This is a genomic window from Algoriphagus lutimaris (assembly GCF_017051705.1).
GTDB lineage: Bacteria > Bacteroidota > Bacteroidia > Cytophagales > Cyclobacteriaceae > Algoriphagus > Algoriphagus lutimaris.
The window spans coordinates 410,566-426,987 of record NZ_JAFIDJ010000002.1; the positions used below are offsets into that span (position 1 = coordinate 410,566).

Below are 16,422 nucleotides of genomic sequence, written 5' to 3' on the forward strand. Positions count from 1 at the left end.
ATCGTTGAACTTTAATTGTTCAAAATCCGATTTGAATTAAAGTATAAATTAAATCACCATGCAAAGACCTGATTTCAATATAGAAGAAGTCAACAAAATCATTCGTGGACGAAGATCCATGTTTGTCGCTCAGTTTAAAGAAAATGATCCTATTGAGGACAGCATCATTGAAGAGATGTTGGAAAATGCAAGATGGGCTCCTACCCATAAACTCACTCAGCCTTGGAGATTTATCGTCTATAAAGGAGAAGGATTAAAGACCTTTGGGAAATATCAAGCTGAACTTTATAAGAAAAGAGCAGAAAAAAACGGAACTCCATTTATTGAGGCTACCTATGAAAAATTTCTGAATAACCCTCAGAAAGCTTCTCATGTAATTGCAATTCTACTGAATCGCTCAGAAGGTATTCCTTTGATGGAAGAAATCTCTGCTGTTGCTATGGCTGTTCAAAACATGTATTTGACCGCATCGGCACATAGTCTAGCTGCCTATTGGGGCACAGGTGGACCGACTTTTTGGCCGGAAGCTAGAGAAGATTTCGGATTAGAAGGGGAAGATATGCTGATGGGATTTTTCTACGTAGCTAAACCAGCCACAGATCAATGGCCTGCAGGCAAAAGAGATACAATGGAAGATAAAGTCGCTTGGATTACAGAATAAAAAAAGGCCGATCAAATGATCGGCCTTCTTCTTTAAAAACCAACAAAGGCGGGAGGTTCAACACCCTGAACCCTTAGGTAGGCAATTGCCGTTCCTCTATGATGTGTGCTATGGTCCATCAAGAGAGCCATGACTTGACGTCTGGAAACATTGTTACCAAATACTTCAAGGATCTCACCCTTTTGGGCATCCGTCAAAGCCATCATGGTTTTTTTACCATAATCATAGCACTTTCCCACATAATCTGCCAATTCGGCTTTACTTGCTGATTCCATATCAATTGTAAATCCTGGATCTCCACCATTCAAGAATCCTTGAGAAATTCCCACGATGGCGTTACCGATATGGTGGATCTGCCCTTTGAAAGACATGGCCTCTGGGTCAGTTTTGTAATCCATCCCAGAATCAGGCATTTTATCTAAAACATCAAGTGTGTATTGCTTGCTGTTATCCCACTTAGTCAAAAACTCCTCCATAGTGGTCTGCGCATGGGCAACTCCTGTTGCCAACATCAAAAATGAAGCGAAAACCGCTCCCGAAAATAATCGTACTAATTTGCTCATGGAATTTAGGGTTTGTTTCTACTGTTAAATTTCATCTATTCTCCTATCATTTCAAACCGATTGTCTAATTTTAAGCCATGCGAAAAATTCTTTTGTATATACCTATTCTGTTAGGACTCACGGCTTGTGAAGATTCATATCTCCCTAAACCTCCAGGATATAACCGGATAGACTTACCAGCACATAGTTTCCAAACCTTGTCTAAAGGTTACCCCTATCAGTTGGAATTTTCAAAATATAGTCAGGTAGAGGCAGATTCGTTTAATATAGAGGAAGAGGAGTGGATAAACTTACACTATGTGGATTTTGGAGCAAAGGTCCATTTAACCTATAAGAAAATTGGAGATGGGGTAAGTTTCGAAAAGTTATCCAATGATGCATTCAAATTAACTGCAAAGCATCAAGTGAAAGCGTATGGGATTCAGGAATCCATAGCTCTTACACCTGAAGGATATACGGGAGTCATCGCAGAATTGACAGGAGAAGTTCCTACTCAATTTCAGTTTTTTGTGACCGACTCAACAAAAAATTTCCTAAGAGGTGCGCTATATTTCAATACTGCGACAAAAAATGATTCACTCGCTCCTGTGATAGAATACATCAAGGTGGACATGGCCCACCTGATGAATTCCGTACAATTTCAAAACTGATTAATGGATATTTTTCCAGGATTTAATCAAAATAAATCCGCCTGCTACAGCAATTACCCCGGCAATAATTCCACCCAGTAGATTCCCATAGATAAAGAATCCGGTAGAGAATAGGGCTGAATAAATCATAATAGTACCGATCACCATTAAGCCAATCTCTTTTGGCAATTGGCCGATTACTTGCTTTTCAGCAGGATATCTATCTAATACTTTTTTCCAACCAAATGCAGCTGGTGTTACTTTTCTGTAGAAAGATAGTAAAACCTCGTCTTTTTCTGGCTGGGTAATGAAGGTTACGATCAACCAACCTACGGTCGTAATACTTACACTGTAAATCAACTTGAGGTAAGCCTGATTTTCAGGAATCAAAATCCAGTTTACTTTCGGATTAATCACTTCAAAGAAAATAGCCACTACAAACGAAATTGCCATCGCGGATATTTCAGTATAGGCGTTAATTCTCCACCAGAACCATCTTAGAATAAAGATCAATCCGGTTCCAGCACCAATCTGTAATAAGATATTGAATGCATCTAATGCTGAGGATAATGCCAAAGCTAAAATCGCCGAAAAAGTCATCAATAATACTGTTGAAATCCTTCCTACAGCTACCAATTGTTTATCCGAAGCATCAGGCTTGATGAATCTCAAATAAAAATCATTTACCACATAGGATGAACCCCAGTTAAGGTGTGTAGACAAAGTAGACATCACCGCTGCAATCAAAGAAGCCAGAACAATACCAATCAATCCAGTAGGCAGATACGTCAACATCGCTGAATACGCCAAGTCATCACCTAATTTATCAACCGGGATTTCTGGAAACGCCGCTTGCAAATCTGAAATATTCGGGAAGATTACTAAAGACGATAAAGCAATTAGGATCCAAGGCCATGGTCTCAAAGCATAATGGGCAATATTGAAAAACAAAGTTGCACCCATCGCATTTTTTTCATCCTTTGCCGAAAGCATTCTTTGAGCGATGTAACCACCACCTCCAGGCTCAGCCCCCGGGTACCAAGTGGCCCACCACTGAATGGCAATAGGCATGATAAACAAAGGAATATAAATATTAGGGTCCGTGAATTCAGGAAGGAAATTCAACTTGTCTGATACATTTTCATGTGCCAACAAATTATTTAAGGAACCGATTTCAGGGAGATCCAAAATAAAATAAGCCGCTCCAAATGAACCGATCATAGCAATAAAGAATTGGAAAAAATCAGTAAGCAATACTCCCTTGAGTCCACCTAAGGAACTGTAAATTACAGTCACGATGGAAGCAATTAACAAGGTCTGAATAGGACTTAACCCAAGCATGACTCCACCAATTTTAATAGCAGCAAGAGATACTGTTGCCATGATCACGACATTGAAAAACACCCCTAAATAGATGGCTCGGAATGCTCTTAAAAAAGCAGCACCTTTTCCAGAATATCTTAATTCATAAAACTCCAAATCTGTAGTCACTTCTGATCTTCTCCACAATTTTGCATACACAAAAACGGTAAGCATACCTGTGAGAAGGAAAGCCCACCATGCCCAGTTACCTGCAACTCCATTCTTTCTAACAATATCAGTTACTAAATTTGGAGTATCTGCAGAAAAGGTGGTGGCAACCATAGAAACACCTAATAGCCACCAAGGCATGTTTCTACCCGAAAGGAAGAATTCTTTTGCAGAGCTTCCCGCTTTTTTGGCAGTGAAAAGACCAATTAATAGTGAGATCACAAAGAAGGCGGCAATAATGCCCCAATCTATGGCGGTTACATTCATAATGATGGGTTTTGAAACTCAATTTCTCTCATTTTTTTTATAAATGAGAAAGACTTTATTAATATTTTTTACTAATGTATTTATTTTTTTTAATCTGATAATAACATTGACATGATTTAGCAGTAAAAATGAAAAATTAAGCCCATTCTAAAAGGAAAGAATTGAATTGGCAGAAGGATCTATGCTCTTTTTAATTATTAGATTCATTATCCACAAACTACCACCAAATTACGGGATCCTGATTTTCTAGAACATTTTTTAACTAATCATCAAATAAGTAAGGACGTTACCCCTAGCAAGTAATAATATAATTCTCTAAAGTTTGAAATATTAGATATAATAGTGAGAAAGTTTTACTAATATTTTAATTAGAGTACTGGACCTCAGTTGTGGAGTGGTGATTTATTCTCCAGGTCCAGTCAGCCTATCTTTTAATGAAATTAGCAGCTTAAAAGTAGCAAGAGAAGCAGTCTCTGAAGATCCCATTACCCAAATACTAGTTATTGTAGTCAATAGTAAAGGGTTTTCAATAGTGAATGTAATTGATTTTTCAGATCCTGTAAACCTAACATTACTAATCCCGATTGACATCATTACTTTTTGAGGTGGCTTAAATTCGGTTGCAGTAAAGATGAAATCTTGAGGATTGCGGCTGAAGCCGATACATGAGATTTTGTTGTTCTATCAATATAAATGGTGCTTCCAGTTTGAGATTACTTCAGGTATTAGATGGATTTGCTAAACCTAGAGGCACAGGAAAAAATACTTGGGAAGAATTGCTTTTATCCCTACGGAGGAAAGCCTTACGGGAAACCACGATTAAATAGTGAGTTGAAAGGATGATAAGTGAAATACTAATGATCAGAATTAACCTTGAAGAAAAACCAGCAAATCAGTCGGCTTTTTAAATTCTCATCTTTTTAATTTTTGAAGAAGGGCTAGCTTTGCAAAATGAATAATGAGCAAATCGCAGCTATCTTAAATCAATACGATTTTTTAAAAGGAACAGCATTCTCCTTCAAAACTTTTGGATCGGGACTCATTCATGGAACCTTCCTGATTGAAACCCCTGAATCAAAATTCATTTTACAAGAATTCAACAACTCTGTTTTTTGGTATCCTGAGCGGATTGCCCATAACCATTGGATTTTAGGCGAAAAAGGAAATGTAGACGATCTGCCCTTTGCCCTCCCCCTACCTCGTTTAAATGAATCTGGAGATTCGCTCACCAAGTTTGAAAACAAGCTTTTTAGACTATTCGATTTTGTCGGGGGAGAAACACTTCAAGAAATTCAAAAACCTAAACAAGCCTATTTAGCGGCCAAAGCCTATGGGATTTTTGCAAGCTGGGCAAAAGATATTGATGCCCATCAAATGCAAGAGTCTATCCCTAGATTCCATCAGTTGGACTGGAGGTTCGAGAATTTGGAAAAAGCAGCAAAAGAGGCCAATAGATTATCGGCTGAGGAGCAAGAAGTGCTTAATTTCTATTTATTGCAAAAACCTCTGGTTGAGAAATACCTAGAATTTCAAGCCTCCTGTCCACTGAGGATCACACATAATGACACCAAAATCAACAATCTTATTTTCTCAGAAGATTTAGAAACTGTTGCTGCAGTAATCGATTTGGACACCTTGATGGGAGGATTGCTGCTTTATGATTTTGGAGACTTGGTCAGGACAGTTGCTTGCTCAGAAGTTGAAACAAGCCAAAACTGGGATCATTTGAACCTTCGACCTGCCATTTTTGAAGAGTTGTTAAAAGGCTATTGGGAAGGAATCTCTGCCATGGCTTCAAAACAAGAAGCTCAATCTCTTTTGATCGCTGGGGAAGTAATGACCTGCATCATGGGATTGCGATTCTTAACAGACCACTTACAAGGAAATGTATATTATAAAGTTCAATACCCAGAGCAAAACTTTCATAGAGCAAAAAACCAGATGATCTATCTTAAAAACCAACAGGATCATGCTGAAGAGATTAAGTCATTGTGGAATAAAATAACTGGCATCTATAATTGATCTGGACATTTCCTGTCAATTCAGTTGGCAATTGAATAGTCTAAGATTAATTTGCCAGCTTCCTAACCATCCAAAAACTTGCCTGGTATTTTTGACACGAAAATAGAATTCCTAAAAGGAGTTGGCCCTCAACGCGCCGCCCTCCTTAATAAGGAATTGGCGATTTTCACTTATGGAGAACTGATTCAACATTACCCATTCAGGTATGAGGACAGAACCCGATTTTTTAAAATAAGAGAACTCAACCCGGACTTAGAAAACGTCCAAGTTATCGCCAAAATCAGGAAAATCGAACTGATAGGCATGGGAAATAAACGAAGGTTGGTAGCCCATGTGTTTGATGAAACAGGCGAAATGGAAATGACCTGGTTTAAAGGAATCCAATGGGTTCAGAAAAAACTTCCTGCCGGGGCCGTGTATGTATTTTTTGGAAAACCAGCACGATTTGGAAGTAAATGGAGTATTGCACATCCAGAAATGGAACCTCTTAGTCAAGCCAATGAGCAACGAAATAATTTCCAACCAGTCTATTCCACTACCGAAAAATTAAGAGCCCGATTTTTGGACTCTAAAGGTATATCCAAAATCATGGAATCACTCGTGCAGGCCTGTTTGCCTCACATCCATGAAACCATGCCTGCCAAGCTTCTCCAGCAATACCAGTTGATCGATAAAAAGGAGGCTATTCGACAAATTCACTTTCCTACCCAACCTGATTTACTTAATCGAGCAAGGAAAAGGCTGAAGTTTGAAGAATTCTTTTTCCTTCAGCTACGATTGTTATTGATGAAAGTCACTAGGACAGAAAAATTTAAAGGGCAGTCACTAGGCAATACTGAGTTACTGACTGAATTTTATAAAAACCACATCCCCTTTGAGCTCACCAATGCCCAAAAGCGTGTAATCCGTGAATCCTTTGCTGACATGAAATCCGGGACCCAAATGAATCGATTGATTCAAGGAGATGTTGGTAGTGGAAAGACGATGGTAGCATTTATATGCATGCTGATTGCCATTGGGTCGGGGGCTCAGGCCTGTTTGATGGCTCCAACAGAAATTTTGGCCAATCAACATTATGAGGGCTTGAAGGAGTTTGCGGATATGATGGATTTGGAAATTGAAATTCTGACAGGATCAGTCAAGAAATCAAAGCGTAAAATCATCCATGAAAAACTGCTTTCGGGGGAACTGAAGATCCTAATAGGAACCCATGCTTTATTAGAGGATGTAGTGCAATTTCAAAATCTAGGCCTGGCAATTGTAGACGAGCAACACCGGTTTGGAGTGGCTCAACGTGCGAAATTATGGGCTAAAAACAGAGAGTATATACCTCATGTATTGGTCATGACTGCAACTCCAATTCCCAGGACCCTGGCCATGACTTTATATGGCGATTTAGATGTGTCTGTCATCGATGAATTACCAGCCGGAAGGAAACCTATCCAAACAGTCCATCGCTATGATAAGGACCGATTGAAAGTCTTTGGGTTTATCAATGAGGAGATTAAAAAAGGGAGACAGGTTTATATAGTCTACCCACTAATCGAAGAATCTGAGAGCCTCAATCTTAAAAACTTAATGGATGGATACGAAAGTATTGCAAGGGCATTCCCTCAATATCCATTAAGTATCGTGCATGGAAGCATGAAATCCGAAGACAAGGATTATGAAATGCAGCGATTTGTCAAGGGAGAAACGAAAATCATGGTTGCTACAACTGTAATTGAAGTTGGAGTGAATGTTCCCAATGCCTCAGTAATGATCATTGAGAATGCAGAGCGGTTTGGACTGTCACAGCTTCATCAATTAAGGGGAAGAGTAGGAAGAGGTGCAGAACAAAGCTATTGCATCCTAATGAGTAAATACGAACTTTCAAAAGAAGGTAGAATTCGCCTTGAGACCATGGTGCGAACCAATGACGGATTTGAAATCGCAGACGTAGATTTAAAATTACGAGGACCGGGAGATTTGATGGGTACACAACAAAGTGGAATTACCGACCTTCTAATTGCTGACCTTAGTAAGGATGCTCCAATATTAACTTTAGCTAGAGATGCCGCTCAACAATTATTAGCGGAAGATCCTCATTTGAGCTCACCTGAAAATGCTCCGGTCCTACGACAGGTAAAACAACAAAAAAAGACAGCCGTCAACTGGAGCAGGATTTCTTGATTATTTTTTCTTGGAAAACAGACTTCCAATTCTTCTAAAGATTTGCTTTTCCTTTTCCCAAAAAAAATTAAACTGACCAAATAGAAACCCATATACCAACAGGAAAATCTGATATAGAGGCAAAACCAACAATAAGTAAAGTAGGGTATTGACAAAGCCACCTTTTTCTACTCCAAAAAAATCAAGAATTGGAGCTTTGATAAAAAGTATGGTAAATCCAGTACAGGCAAATACCACCAAAACCAGGATTACCTGAAACACCGAGTCCAACTTCCATTTTGTTTGAAGTCTTTGAAGAAATCCTGGACGGCTTTTTGGTTTTGGCATTCCCAAAAGTAATAAGAATCATTCTAAAGAAAATAACCGGCACGAGGCCGGTTATCCAATTACCAGGAAAATAATCCTTTATTTAATCTTTGTAATGCTTCATTTTTGAATTTGGCATCGATTAGCAAAGAGACATTGTGTCGACTTCCTCCATAGGACACCATTCTAACTGGGATGTCTTCCAAGGCATCCATCACAGATTTAATCACTCCTTTTGTTTCAGAAATCTCATTTCCTACAATACATACGATCGCTTGATTTCTATCTACTTCTACAGATCCCAATGCTTCTAATTCAGCTGTAATTTGGCCCAAATGACTTAAGTCATCGATGGTTACCGAAACGGCCACCTCAGAAGTAGTAATCATATCTATTGGAGTTTTATATTTCTCGAAAATTTCAAATATTCTTCTCAAGAAACCATAGGCCAATAACATTCTACTGGATTTGATTTTCACCGCTGTAATCCCATCCTTAGCCGCAATTGCTTTGACTCCAATCGCATCTACCTCTGCTTTGATTAAGGTACCATGTGCTTGAGGCTGCATGGTATTGAGTAACTTCACCGGCACATTGTATAGTTGAGCAGGCCAAATGGAAGCTGGGTGAAGTATTTTGGCTCCGAAATAAGCCAACTCCGCAGCTTCATCAAATGAAAGCTCAGCAATAGGCCGCGTACGATCCACAATTCTTGGATCATTGTTGTGCATCCCATCGATATCGGTCCAAATTTCACAAGCAGAAGCTTGAATTGCCGCTGCGATCAAAGATGCAGTATAATCACTGCCTCCACGCTTCAAGTTATCTACTTCATTTCTGTGATTTTTACAGATATATCCTTGTGTCACAAATAGCTTCGTATCTCCATACTCAGCCAAAATTGCTTTTAGCTTTTCCGAAATCTTACCGAGTTCAGGCTCCGAATTTTCATCAATGCTCATAAAATCCAGTGCTGGAAGGAAAACCGCAGGTATATTCAATTCTTCCAAAAGTGTGTAAAACAACTTGGTAGAAAGCAATTCTCCCTGAGCCAAAATATCTCTATTAATCGCTTCATTAAATGAAATTTTCAATAGAATATTCAAAAACTCAAAATGCTCCTTGATGATCCCCTCTGCTTTTTCCCGAGCTGAATCAGACTGAAGTAACTCTTTGTAGAAGACTAAGTAATGAGCATGAAGGGTATCTATTCTCTCTTTGGCCAAAGCCTTATCGGCATCTGCTAAAGCTTCTCCAATCCCCACCAAGGCATTGGTGGTGCCGGAAAGCGCAGAAAGAACTACGATGGTGGGCTCATCACCAGAGGTAACCAGGTCTTTCACCTGATGCATTCGCTCGGGTCGACCTACTGAGGTCCCACCGAATTTCATGATTTTCATTTGTTATAATAGATTTTTAATGGTCAAATGGAATCTCGCATTATTACTATACGATTCCGTCAGTAAGACTTGAATCATGCTCGATTTCATAAAGGGTAAATTGTATAGGTTTGAAAGCTTAATTTAAAATCCGAGCATTTTTACAGCGGTAATCGCGGCCTCATCTCCTTTGTTGCCATGTTTTCCTCCTGCACGGTCCAATGCCTGTTTTTGTGTATTAGGAGTCAACACACCAAAAATCACTGGTTTATTATACTTCAGACTGACATTGGTGATTCCATGAGCTACTGCATCACAAATAAAATCGAAGTGTTTGGTCTCCCCTTGGATAACACAACCCAAGCAGATTACCGCATCAATATTTTCTTCTTGCGCCAACCATTGAGCCGCTAAAGAGAGTTCAAAAGAACCGGGAACGTTCTTACGGATAATGTTTTCTTTTTTTGCCCCATTGTCTAATAAGGTTTGTAACGCACCTATATAAAGTGCCTCCGTAACTTCCTCATTCCATTCGGAAACAATAATGCCAAATGTTTTTGTACTGATATCGGTGATATTCTTTGAAGAATGATCGCTTAGGCTTTTTAAAGAAGTTGCCATATGTTAATTTTTAAATTTTTAAACAAAAAAAGAGTAAGACTTTTGGTCTTACTCTTCTCTTTTATGCTTTTGAAAGCAGCATTATTGAGCAGCAAGACCCTCCAATCGTGCCTTGTGTTTTCGTGCTGCAGAAAATTCGTATGATTCGAAGTAGTTTTCTTCAATCTCTCCATATGCATCAATAGCATTTTGGATTTGACCCGCTTCTTCATAAGCGATTGCTAACTTCATCAAATACTTAGGGGTGAAGAATTTGTTAGGCTCATAAGAAGCTGCTTTTTCAAAATAAGAAATTGCCTGCTCATTATTACCAAGTTCCAAATAAGCATCTCCCAAAAGGGAATATGCTTGTCCCTGCATCAAATAGTCATCTGCTGAGAATTGCTCCAATTCTGAGATTGCTTCTTGAAACTTTCTTTCTGAAAGGTAAATAGATCCAATATAGAAATGTGCAAGATTTGCAGCGTCAGTTCTTGGATACTCTTCTACGATAGACAAGAAGCCGGAATTAATTCCATCACCATTCAAAGCAAATTCCACTGAATCTTGCTCAAAATAATAAACTGCTTGGAACATTTCTGCCTGGGCAGCTTTGTTCTGGTTTTGGGTATTGAATTGGAAAAACAGAATTCCACCAATTAAAATAATCGCTGCGGCTAATACGCCTCCCAATACTTTACTGTTTTTCTTTAAAAAAGCTTCGCCTTGACCAAGTCTTTCTGCCAGTTCATCTGGATTCTCCAAAATTTCTGACTGATGGTGAGGTTGTGCTTTATTAGATTGTTTCGTTGCCATGATACTCAAATTTCGACCGCAAATATACGCTTTTTATGAATTACACAAAGTCAAATAAAAAAGCCACGAAGCATTTGTAACTTCATGGCTTTCTGAACAATGCTTTTTTCTGTTTATTCCATCACAAATGGATAGTCTTCTTGAACATAAACGTCCTTGAAAGCATCCATTCCGTCAGGCCAAGGGGATTCTTCAGCAAATTTCACTGCATCCGTCACTTTTTTCTTAACTCTATCAACTATTTCAGAAATTTCTTCTTCTGTTAAAATTTTATTTTCCTTGATAGTGGATAAAACTTGTTCGATTGGGTCACGCTTCTTGTATTCCTCGACCTCTTCTTTGGTTCTGTATTTCTGAGGATCAGACATGGAGTGACCTTTGTATCGATAAGTTCTCATTTCCAATAAAGTCGGCCCATCCCCTCTTCTTGCTCTTTCTGCAGCTTCAGCAACTGCCTCGTGAACTGCCTCAACATTCATTCCGTCTACTGCAAAAGATGGCATGTCATAAGACTCTCCTAAAGTAGATAAATCATCCACATTGGAAGATCTCTTAACAGCAGTACCCATTGCATACCCATTATTTTCAATTACAAAAATAACTGGGGTTTTATACAACATCGCCAAGTTTAAGGCTTCATGGAAGGCTCCTTGACGAACTGCACCATCTCCCATGTAGGTAATAGAAAGGTTTTTGGTACCGTTATATTTTTCAGCGAAGCCAATCCCTAGTCCCATAGGAACTTGCGCACCTACGATTCCATGACCTCCCATGAAATTTCTTTCCTTATCAAAAATGTGCATGGATCCACCTTTACCTTTAGTGGTACCTGTTGCTTTTCCAAAAAGTTCTGCCATCACCGCACCCGGGTCTGTACCCAAACCTAGTGGATGAGCATGACAACGGTAAGCAGTGATCCACTTATCGTCTTTTGTCAAGGCTGTGATTGCACCGGAAGCACAAGCCTCCTGTCCAATATATAAATGACAGAATCCTCTAATTTTTTGCTGACCGTAAAGTTGTCCCGCTTTTTCTTCAAACCTCCTCATTAAGAGCATGCTCTCATACCAATAAGCGTAGGTTTCTTTCGAATATTTTACTTTAGACTTAGTCGCTGCAGTTTTCTTTGCCATATCGTAATGATCAAAATATGCTATTTTAGGCCTCAAATATAATCATCCCGACCTAAAAATCAGGCTGCCGCCAAAATAATTCACCAAACTCATGTACCTCAAGTCGCTGGAGCTAATACAATTCAAAAATCATGAGAAGACCAAATTGGAGTTTTCACCACAGATAAATTGTATCGTAGGATTGAATGGAAGTGGTAAAACCAACATTCTGGATGGAATTCATTACCTCTCACTTACCAAAAGTGCGGTTCAGTCAAGCGATAGTCTCAACGTACAACACGAAAAAGATTTTTTTGCGATTAAAGGGAATTTCGAGCTCTCCAAAAAACCTCTGGAGGTTCGCTGCACCGTAGAATTAGGGAAAAAGAAGCTCATCTATCAAAATGGAAAAGCTCTGGATAAAACCTCCGAACATGTAGGCTTGATCCCTTTGGTCTTGATCGCGCCAGATGATACGGATTTAATTAAAGGAGGAAGTGAAGGCCGGAGAAAGTTTTTTGATGGATTGTTATCTCAACTGGACCGAAGTTATTTGGATCAGTTGATTCAGTATCACCATTTCCTAAAACAACGGAATGCATTATTAAAAAAATTCGCAGAATCGGGAAGAAGGGATTTCACGCTATTGGACGGCTATGACATAGAATTAATTGAGCTCAGTATCACCTTATCAAAAAGGCGAAATGAGTTATTAGAGGAAGTCGCTCCTTTGCTACAAAGTCACTATGCAGATATCTCCCAAGGACAGGAACTGGTCAGCATAGAATATGACACCCAAGCCACCCAAGCAGATTTCGAAACCTACTTCAAAAATCAACGAAAAAAGGACCTGATCACCAAAAACTCCAATGCAGGAATTCATAAAGATGATTTCAAGTTTCAAATCGGCGATCATCCAATCCGAAAAATCGGAAGTCAAGGACAACAAAAATCATTTATCATATCCTTAAAGCTCGCTCAATTCAAGATTTTCGAAAAAGCGAAAGGCGAAAAGCCCATCCTATTATTAGATGATATTTTTGACAAATTGGATGATTTGAGAATTGCCAAAATGATGGAGTTGATTTCGCATCACACCTTTGGCCAGATATTCTTGACGGATGCGAGACCAGAGAGGTCAAAAAAAATCCTAAGTGAGCTAGATTCCGAGGTATTTTATTTTTCCTTAAAAGCGGGAAAAATAGAGGCATAAAAAAAGAGGCCGAAGCCTCTTTCAATTATTTCCACAAATTTGCTGGATACTCTCCGTCAGCATGAAGTTTCTTCAAAGCTTCAATAACGACAGGCCTATCATCTGTATAAGTAACTCCAAACCACACTTTTCCTCCTTTTAAAATTTCGAAAGCAGATTTCCCAGATTGAATCAGGTTATTTGCAACGGTAGGAATATAAAATTCAGATTTCAGATTATCGAGGTTTGCTGGAAGGAACTCATTCCACATTTCTTCAATATCTTGAAATACCTCCTGGTGAAAGCCCCAGAAATTCATACTAACAGGGGTATTTTCAGCGATTTCCAACACTTCGTTTTCTCCCCTGCTCAAAATCTTGTCACCTTCTCGGGCGATAGAAGTTCGTTCTACCATCCCTATCAATTGTCCTTTTTCATTGGTATCACATACTCCACGACTCACCGTACCATTTTCAGAAAGTACGTTTTGAATGGCATAGCCCACCATGGCATTCAAGTCTGGTTTCACCTCGGTGGACAAAAACTTCCCAACCTCAATAAAAGCCTCTCGGCCATAAAAATCATCCGCATTAATCACAGCAAAAGGCTCTTTGATCGCGTCTTTGGCACATAAAACTGCATGCGCTGTTCCAAAAGGCTTTTTTCTTCCTTCTTGTTTCAATTCAGCAGGCACAAAACTATCCAAAGTTTGGACCACAAAGTCCAGTTCAATTTTACCTGCCATTTTTGGAACAAACATTTCTTTTGCCTCCTCCAAAATTTCATCCCTCACGATAAATACCACTTTGCCAAAACCAGCCTGAATGGCATCATAAATGGAATATTCTAAAATTGTTTCGCCATTAGGCCCAAACCCATCGATTTGCTTATTCCCTCCATAACGGCTCCCCATACCGGCAGCTAATACTAAAAGTGTTGGTTTCTGATTCATAGTTAATTGCTAATGCTAATAAGGCAGCAAAATTAATTTTTTATTGTTTGGACACAAACTTTACTAAGCCACCTTTACCAGCAAACTAGGTGTATTATGAACTATATTCCGTGATAAAACGCAAAAACATAACCATCTATAGGTATTATGGGAACCTCAATTTTATTTTTTTTTAATTTTTATTGGAAAGTAGGTTATTTTTTTAACCAGCAATTGATATTGATTTAATTTTTCTGTTACCTTCATGCCAAAATTTCAATAAACCACCAAACCCATTGTGAAATATGAAAAAAATAGAGGCGATTATTCGAACTTCTCGATTTGATCAGATTCATTCATGCGTTGCTGCATTGGGAGTAAAGTTCCTCACCTTTTATGAGGTAAAAGGGATGGGCTTAGAGCATGCACGTCAACAAACCTACCGTGGGGTAGCTTATGAACCTGCCTATATCCCGAGAACTAAGCTTGAAATCGTAACAGTCGAAGAATTGGTCGAGCCAGTGATCAATTGCATCCTTTCCGAAGGAAAAACCGGAGAAATCGGTGATGGAAAAATCTTTGTCTATGATGTTTTGGAAGCCTATAGAATCAGAAACACAGACAAAGGAGAGCAAGCCCTATAATTTTCAATTTCACTAAAGACCTATCAAACCTATGCAAGAATTATTTACCGTCAATAACCTATGGATGATGGTAGCCACTACGATGGTTTTCATTATGCACTTGGGATTTGCCAGTTTGGAAGCTGGATTGACCCGTGCCAAAAACACTGTAAACATTCTTTTTAAAAACACCATTATACCTGCCATTGGGCTTTTAACCTATGCTTTTGTAGGGTTTAACCTCATGTATCCAGGAGCTGATTTTGCTGGATCTTTCTTTGGATTTGCCGGATTTGGACTACCCCTTCCCGAGGGATGGGATACCAGCAATTATAATGAAGGGTACACCTTCTTCACTGATTTTATATTCCAGGCGATGTTTGCAGCCACTGCGGCAACTATTGTCTCAGGAGCCGTGGCTGAACGTGTAAAACTGGGGCCTTTTATCTTTTTCTCTATACTTTATGTAGCGATTTGTTACCCAATTGTCGGTATGTGGAAATGGGGAGGAGGATTTTTAGATGCTTTAGACAATTCATTTTATGACTTTGCAGGGTCAACCATTGTTCATTCTGTCGGTGGATGGGGTGCATTGGTAGGTGCCTATTTGTTAGGCCCTCGAATTGGAAAATACACAGAAAGAGGAATGACAGCGATTCCGGGACATAACATTCCATTAGCTACTGCAGGAGTCTTTTTGTTATGGTTTGGATGGTTTGGATTCAATGGCGGATCCGTGTTAAGTGCTGATCCAGGCCTGGTATCAAAAGTATTTGTGACCACTTGTATTGCCGCCTCTGCCGGAGCCTTTGGAGCACTCATCGTATCCTATTTGAAATTTAAGTCCTATGATATTACCATGGTACTAAATGGCATCCTCGCTGGGTTAGTAGGGATTACTGCTGGTGCAGATCAAATGGGAGTTGGGGAATCTGCTATTATTGGATTTATAGGAGGAGGATTGATTGTCTTTGCCGTAGTTTTCTTTGACAAAGTTAAAATAGACGATCCTGTAGGTGCGATTTCGGTTCACTTAGTAGGTGGAATCTGGGGAACTTTAGCTGTAGGGATATTCGGAGATTTAGCCGGAATGGGACAATTCATTTCTCAGCTGATTGGAGTTGCTTCCGTAGGTTTGTTCTGCATATTGTTTAGCGGAATCATCTTCTTCACTTTAAAGAAAACAATTGGAATCCGAGTAGATGAAAAAGAAGAAACTGAAGGTTTGGATATTAATGAGCATTCCATGAGCGCTTATCCTGACTTTAACATAAAAGATTAAAAAATAACAACTACCACCAACCAAGAAAAAGCCCCGAACCTTCATTGGAACGGGGCTTTTGCAATTCTTAAATGGGTTGAAAGTATCGATTCAGGGTATTTTGATGAATTTTACCGAACATCTCGTAACACCAGTCTTTAAATTCTTCTATTTCTGATGGTAAAATAAGCTTAAGGCCTTTCTTCAGTTCTCGTTCAAATAAATACGCGCTGAAGCTAACTTTTTGCAGAATGGTCTTCACATATTCTATCATAGTTTAAAGAGTTTAGGGTTTATTAACTGAAATTAATTACTAGTACGGAAGCATTTATCCATATGTTACGTAAAATAAGGGCTT

At 39.1% G+C, this 16,422-nt stretch carries 15 protein-coding genes; 7 read left to right on the forward strand and 8 right to left on the reverse strand.

The features are described 5' to 3' along the window. The first annotated feature begins 58 nt into the window (after window positions 1-58). Window positions 59-661, forward strand: a complete 603-nt coding sequence (locus JYB62_RS12625; protein ID WP_205645795.1) for a nitroreductase family protein — start codon at window positions 59-61, stop codon at window positions 659-661. Window positions 662-693: 32 nt separating this feature from the next. Here the strand turns inward: JYB62_RS12625 and JYB62_RS12630 are convergent, their stop codons facing one another. Next, window positions 694-1,224 (reverse strand): DinB family protein, encoded by a 531-nt coding sequence (locus JYB62_RS12630; RefSeq protein WP_205645796.1) that lies wholly within the window; start codon window positions 1,222-1,224, stop codon window positions 694-696. Window positions 1,225-1,301: 77 nt separating this feature from the next. Between JYB62_RS12630 and gldD the strand changes: the two genes are divergently transcribed. Further along, window positions 1,302-1,874: a gliding motility lipoprotein GldD gene (gene gldD, locus JYB62_RS12635; RefSeq protein ID WP_205645797.1), complete on the forward strand. Its 573-nt coding sequence runs from the start codon at window positions 1,302-1,304 to the stop codon at window positions 1,872-1,874. Here gldD and JYB62_RS12640 read toward each other — a convergent pair whose 3' ends face one another. Beyond that, window positions 1,875-3,650, reverse strand: coding sequence for a sodium:solute symporter family protein (locus JYB62_RS12640; RefSeq protein WP_205645798.1), 1,776 nt, complete (start codon window positions 3,648-3,650; stop codon window positions 1,875-1,877). It abuts the gene before it with no gap. 951 nt (window positions 3,651-4,601) lie between these two features. Between JYB62_RS12640 and JYB62_RS12645 the strand changes: the two genes are divergently transcribed. Together JYB62_RS12645 and recG are read left to right on the forward strand one after the other, a co-directional pair. After that, window positions 4,602-5,672 carry a phosphotransferase enzyme family protein gene (locus JYB62_RS12645; RefSeq protein WP_205645799.1) on the forward strand — a complete coding sequence of 357 codons (1,071 nt, stop codon included), beginning with the start codon at window positions 4,602-4,604 and terminating at the stop codon, window positions 5,670-5,672. A gap of 78 nt (window positions 5,673-5,750) precedes the next feature. Further along, window positions 5,751-7,844 carry an ATP-dependent DNA helicase RecG gene (gene recG / locus JYB62_RS12650; protein ID WP_205645800.1) on the forward strand — a complete coding sequence of 698 codons (2,094 nt, stop codon included), beginning with the start codon at window positions 5,751-5,753 and terminating at the stop codon, window positions 7,842-7,844. On the opposite strand, the gene JYB62_RS12655 is transcribed toward recG, so the two are convergent. From JYB62_RS12655 to pdhA, 5 genes are all read right to left on the reverse strand, one after another. After that, the gene (locus JYB62_RS12655; RefSeq protein ID WP_074225575.1) at window positions 7,845-8,171 is read right to left on the reverse strand and encodes a DUF6787 family protein; all 327 of its coding nucleotides are present in this window, start codon (window positions 8,169-8,171) and stop codon (window positions 7,845-7,847) included. Window positions 8,172-8,230: 59 nt separating this feature from the next. Further along, window positions 8,231-9,550, reverse strand: a complete 1,320-nt coding sequence (locus JYB62_RS12660) for an aspartate kinase (RefSeq protein WP_205645801.1) — start codon at window positions 9,548-9,550, stop codon at window positions 8,231-8,233. Between the two features lie 123 nt (window positions 9,551-9,673). Next, window positions 9,674-10,150 carry a 6,7-dimethyl-8-ribityllumazine synthase gene (gene ribH / locus JYB62_RS12665; protein ID WP_205645802.1) on the reverse strand — a complete coding sequence of 159 codons (477 nt, stop codon included), beginning with the start codon at window positions 10,148-10,150 and terminating at the stop codon, window positions 9,674-9,676. 81 nt (window positions 10,151-10,231) lie between these two features. Next, the gene (locus JYB62_RS12670) at window positions 10,232-10,945 is read right to left on the reverse strand and encodes a tetratricopeptide repeat protein (RefSeq protein WP_205645803.1); all 714 of its coding nucleotides are present in this window, start codon (window positions 10,943-10,945) and stop codon (window positions 10,232-10,234) included. 113 nt (window positions 10,946-11,058) lie between these two features. Beyond that, window positions 11,059-12,078 (reverse strand): pyruvate dehydrogenase (acetyl-transferring) E1 component subunit alpha, encoded by a 1,020-nt coding sequence (gene pdhA / locus JYB62_RS12675; RefSeq protein WP_205645804.1) that lies wholly within the window; start codon window positions 12,076-12,078, stop codon window positions 11,059-11,061. A 91-nt stretch (window positions 12,079-12,169) separates the two neighbouring features. Between pdhA and recF the strand changes: the two genes are divergently transcribed. Continuing rightward, window positions 12,170-13,270, forward strand: coding sequence for a DNA replication/repair protein RecF (recF, locus tag JYB62_RS12680; protein ID WP_205645805.1), 1,101 nt, complete (start codon window positions 12,170-12,172; stop codon window positions 13,268-13,270). 25 nt (window positions 13,271-13,295) lie between these two features. On the opposite strand, the gene JYB62_RS12685 is transcribed toward recF, so the two are convergent. After that, the gene (locus JYB62_RS12685; RefSeq protein WP_205645806.1) at window positions 13,296-14,201 is read right to left on the reverse strand and encodes a nucleotidyltransferase family protein; all 906 of its coding nucleotides are present in this window, start codon (window positions 14,199-14,201) and stop codon (window positions 13,296-13,298) included. A 284-nt stretch (window positions 14,202-14,485) separates the two neighbouring features. Between JYB62_RS12685 and JYB62_RS12690 the strand changes: the two genes are divergently transcribed. Continuing rightward, complete coding sequence (locus tag JYB62_RS12690) at window positions 14,486-14,824, forward strand: P-II family nitrogen regulator (protein ID WP_074225582.1); 339 nt, start codon at window positions 14,486-14,488, stop codon at window positions 14,822-14,824. Between the two features lie 31 nt (window positions 14,825-14,855). Continuing rightward, window positions 14,856-16,085 carry an ammonium transporter gene (locus JYB62_RS12695; protein ID WP_205645807.1) on the forward strand — a complete coding sequence of 410 codons (1,230 nt, stop codon included), beginning with the start codon at window positions 14,856-14,858 and terminating at the stop codon, window positions 16,083-16,085. Window positions 16,086-16,422: the final 337 nt, after the last annotated feature.

What these genes read in the sequence shown, in the direction of transcription:
- JYB62_RS12685 (WP_205645806.1), bottom strand. Translation starts at nt 14,201, where the DNA reads ATGAATCAGAAACCAACACTTTTAGTATTAGCTGCCGGTATGGGGAGC.
- ribH (WP_205645802.1), bottom strand. Translation starts at nt 10,150, where the DNA reads ATGGCAACTTCTTTAAAAAGCCTAAGCGATCATTCTTCAAAGAATATC.
- pdhA (WP_205645804.1), bottom strand. Translation starts at nt 12,078, where the DNA reads ATGGCAAAGAAAACTGCAGCGACTAAGTCTAAAGTAAAATATTCGAAA.
- JYB62_RS12630 (WP_205645796.1), bottom strand. Translation starts at nt 1,224, where the DNA reads ATGAGCAAATTAGTACGATTATTTTCGGGAGCGGTTTTCGCTTCATTT.
- JYB62_RS12645 (WP_205645799.1), top strand. Translation starts at nt 4,602, where the DNA reads ATGAATAATGAGCAAATCGCAGCTATCTTAAATCAATACGATTTTTTA.
- JYB62_RS12695 (WP_205645807.1), top strand. Translation starts at nt 14,856, where the DNA reads ATGCAAGAATTATTTACCGTCAATAACCTATGGATGATGGTAGCCACT.
- JYB62_RS12690 (WP_074225582.1), top strand. Translation starts at nt 14,486, where the DNA reads ATGAAAAAAATAGAGGCGATTATTCGAACTTCTCGATTTGATCAGATT.
- JYB62_RS12670 (WP_205645803.1), bottom strand. Translation starts at nt 10,945, where the DNA reads ATGGCAACGAAACAATCTAATAAAGCACAACCTCACCATCAGTCAGAA.
- recF (WP_205645805.1), top strand. Translation starts at nt 12,170, where the DNA reads ATGTACCTCAAGTCGCTGGAGCTAATACAATTCAAAAATCATGAGAAG.
- JYB62_RS12625 (WP_205645795.1), top strand. Translation starts at nt 59, where the DNA reads ATGCAAAGACCTGATTTCAATATAGAAGAAGTCAACAAAATCATTCGT.
- JYB62_RS12660 (WP_205645801.1), bottom strand. Translation starts at nt 9,550, where the DNA reads ATGAAAATCATGAAATTCGGTGGGACCTCAGTAGGTCGACCCGAGCGA.
- JYB62_RS12640 (WP_205645798.1), bottom strand. Translation starts at nt 3,650, where the DNA reads ATGAATGTAACCGCCATAGATTGGGGCATTATTGCCGCCTTCTTTGTG.
- gldD (WP_205645797.1), top strand. Translation starts at nt 1,302, where the DNA reads ATGCGAAAAATTCTTTTGTATATACCTATTCTGTTAGGACTCACGGCT.
- JYB62_RS12655 (WP_074225575.1), bottom strand. Translation starts at nt 8,171, where the DNA reads ATGCCAAAACCAAAAAGCCGTCCAGGATTTCTTCAAAGACTTCAAACA.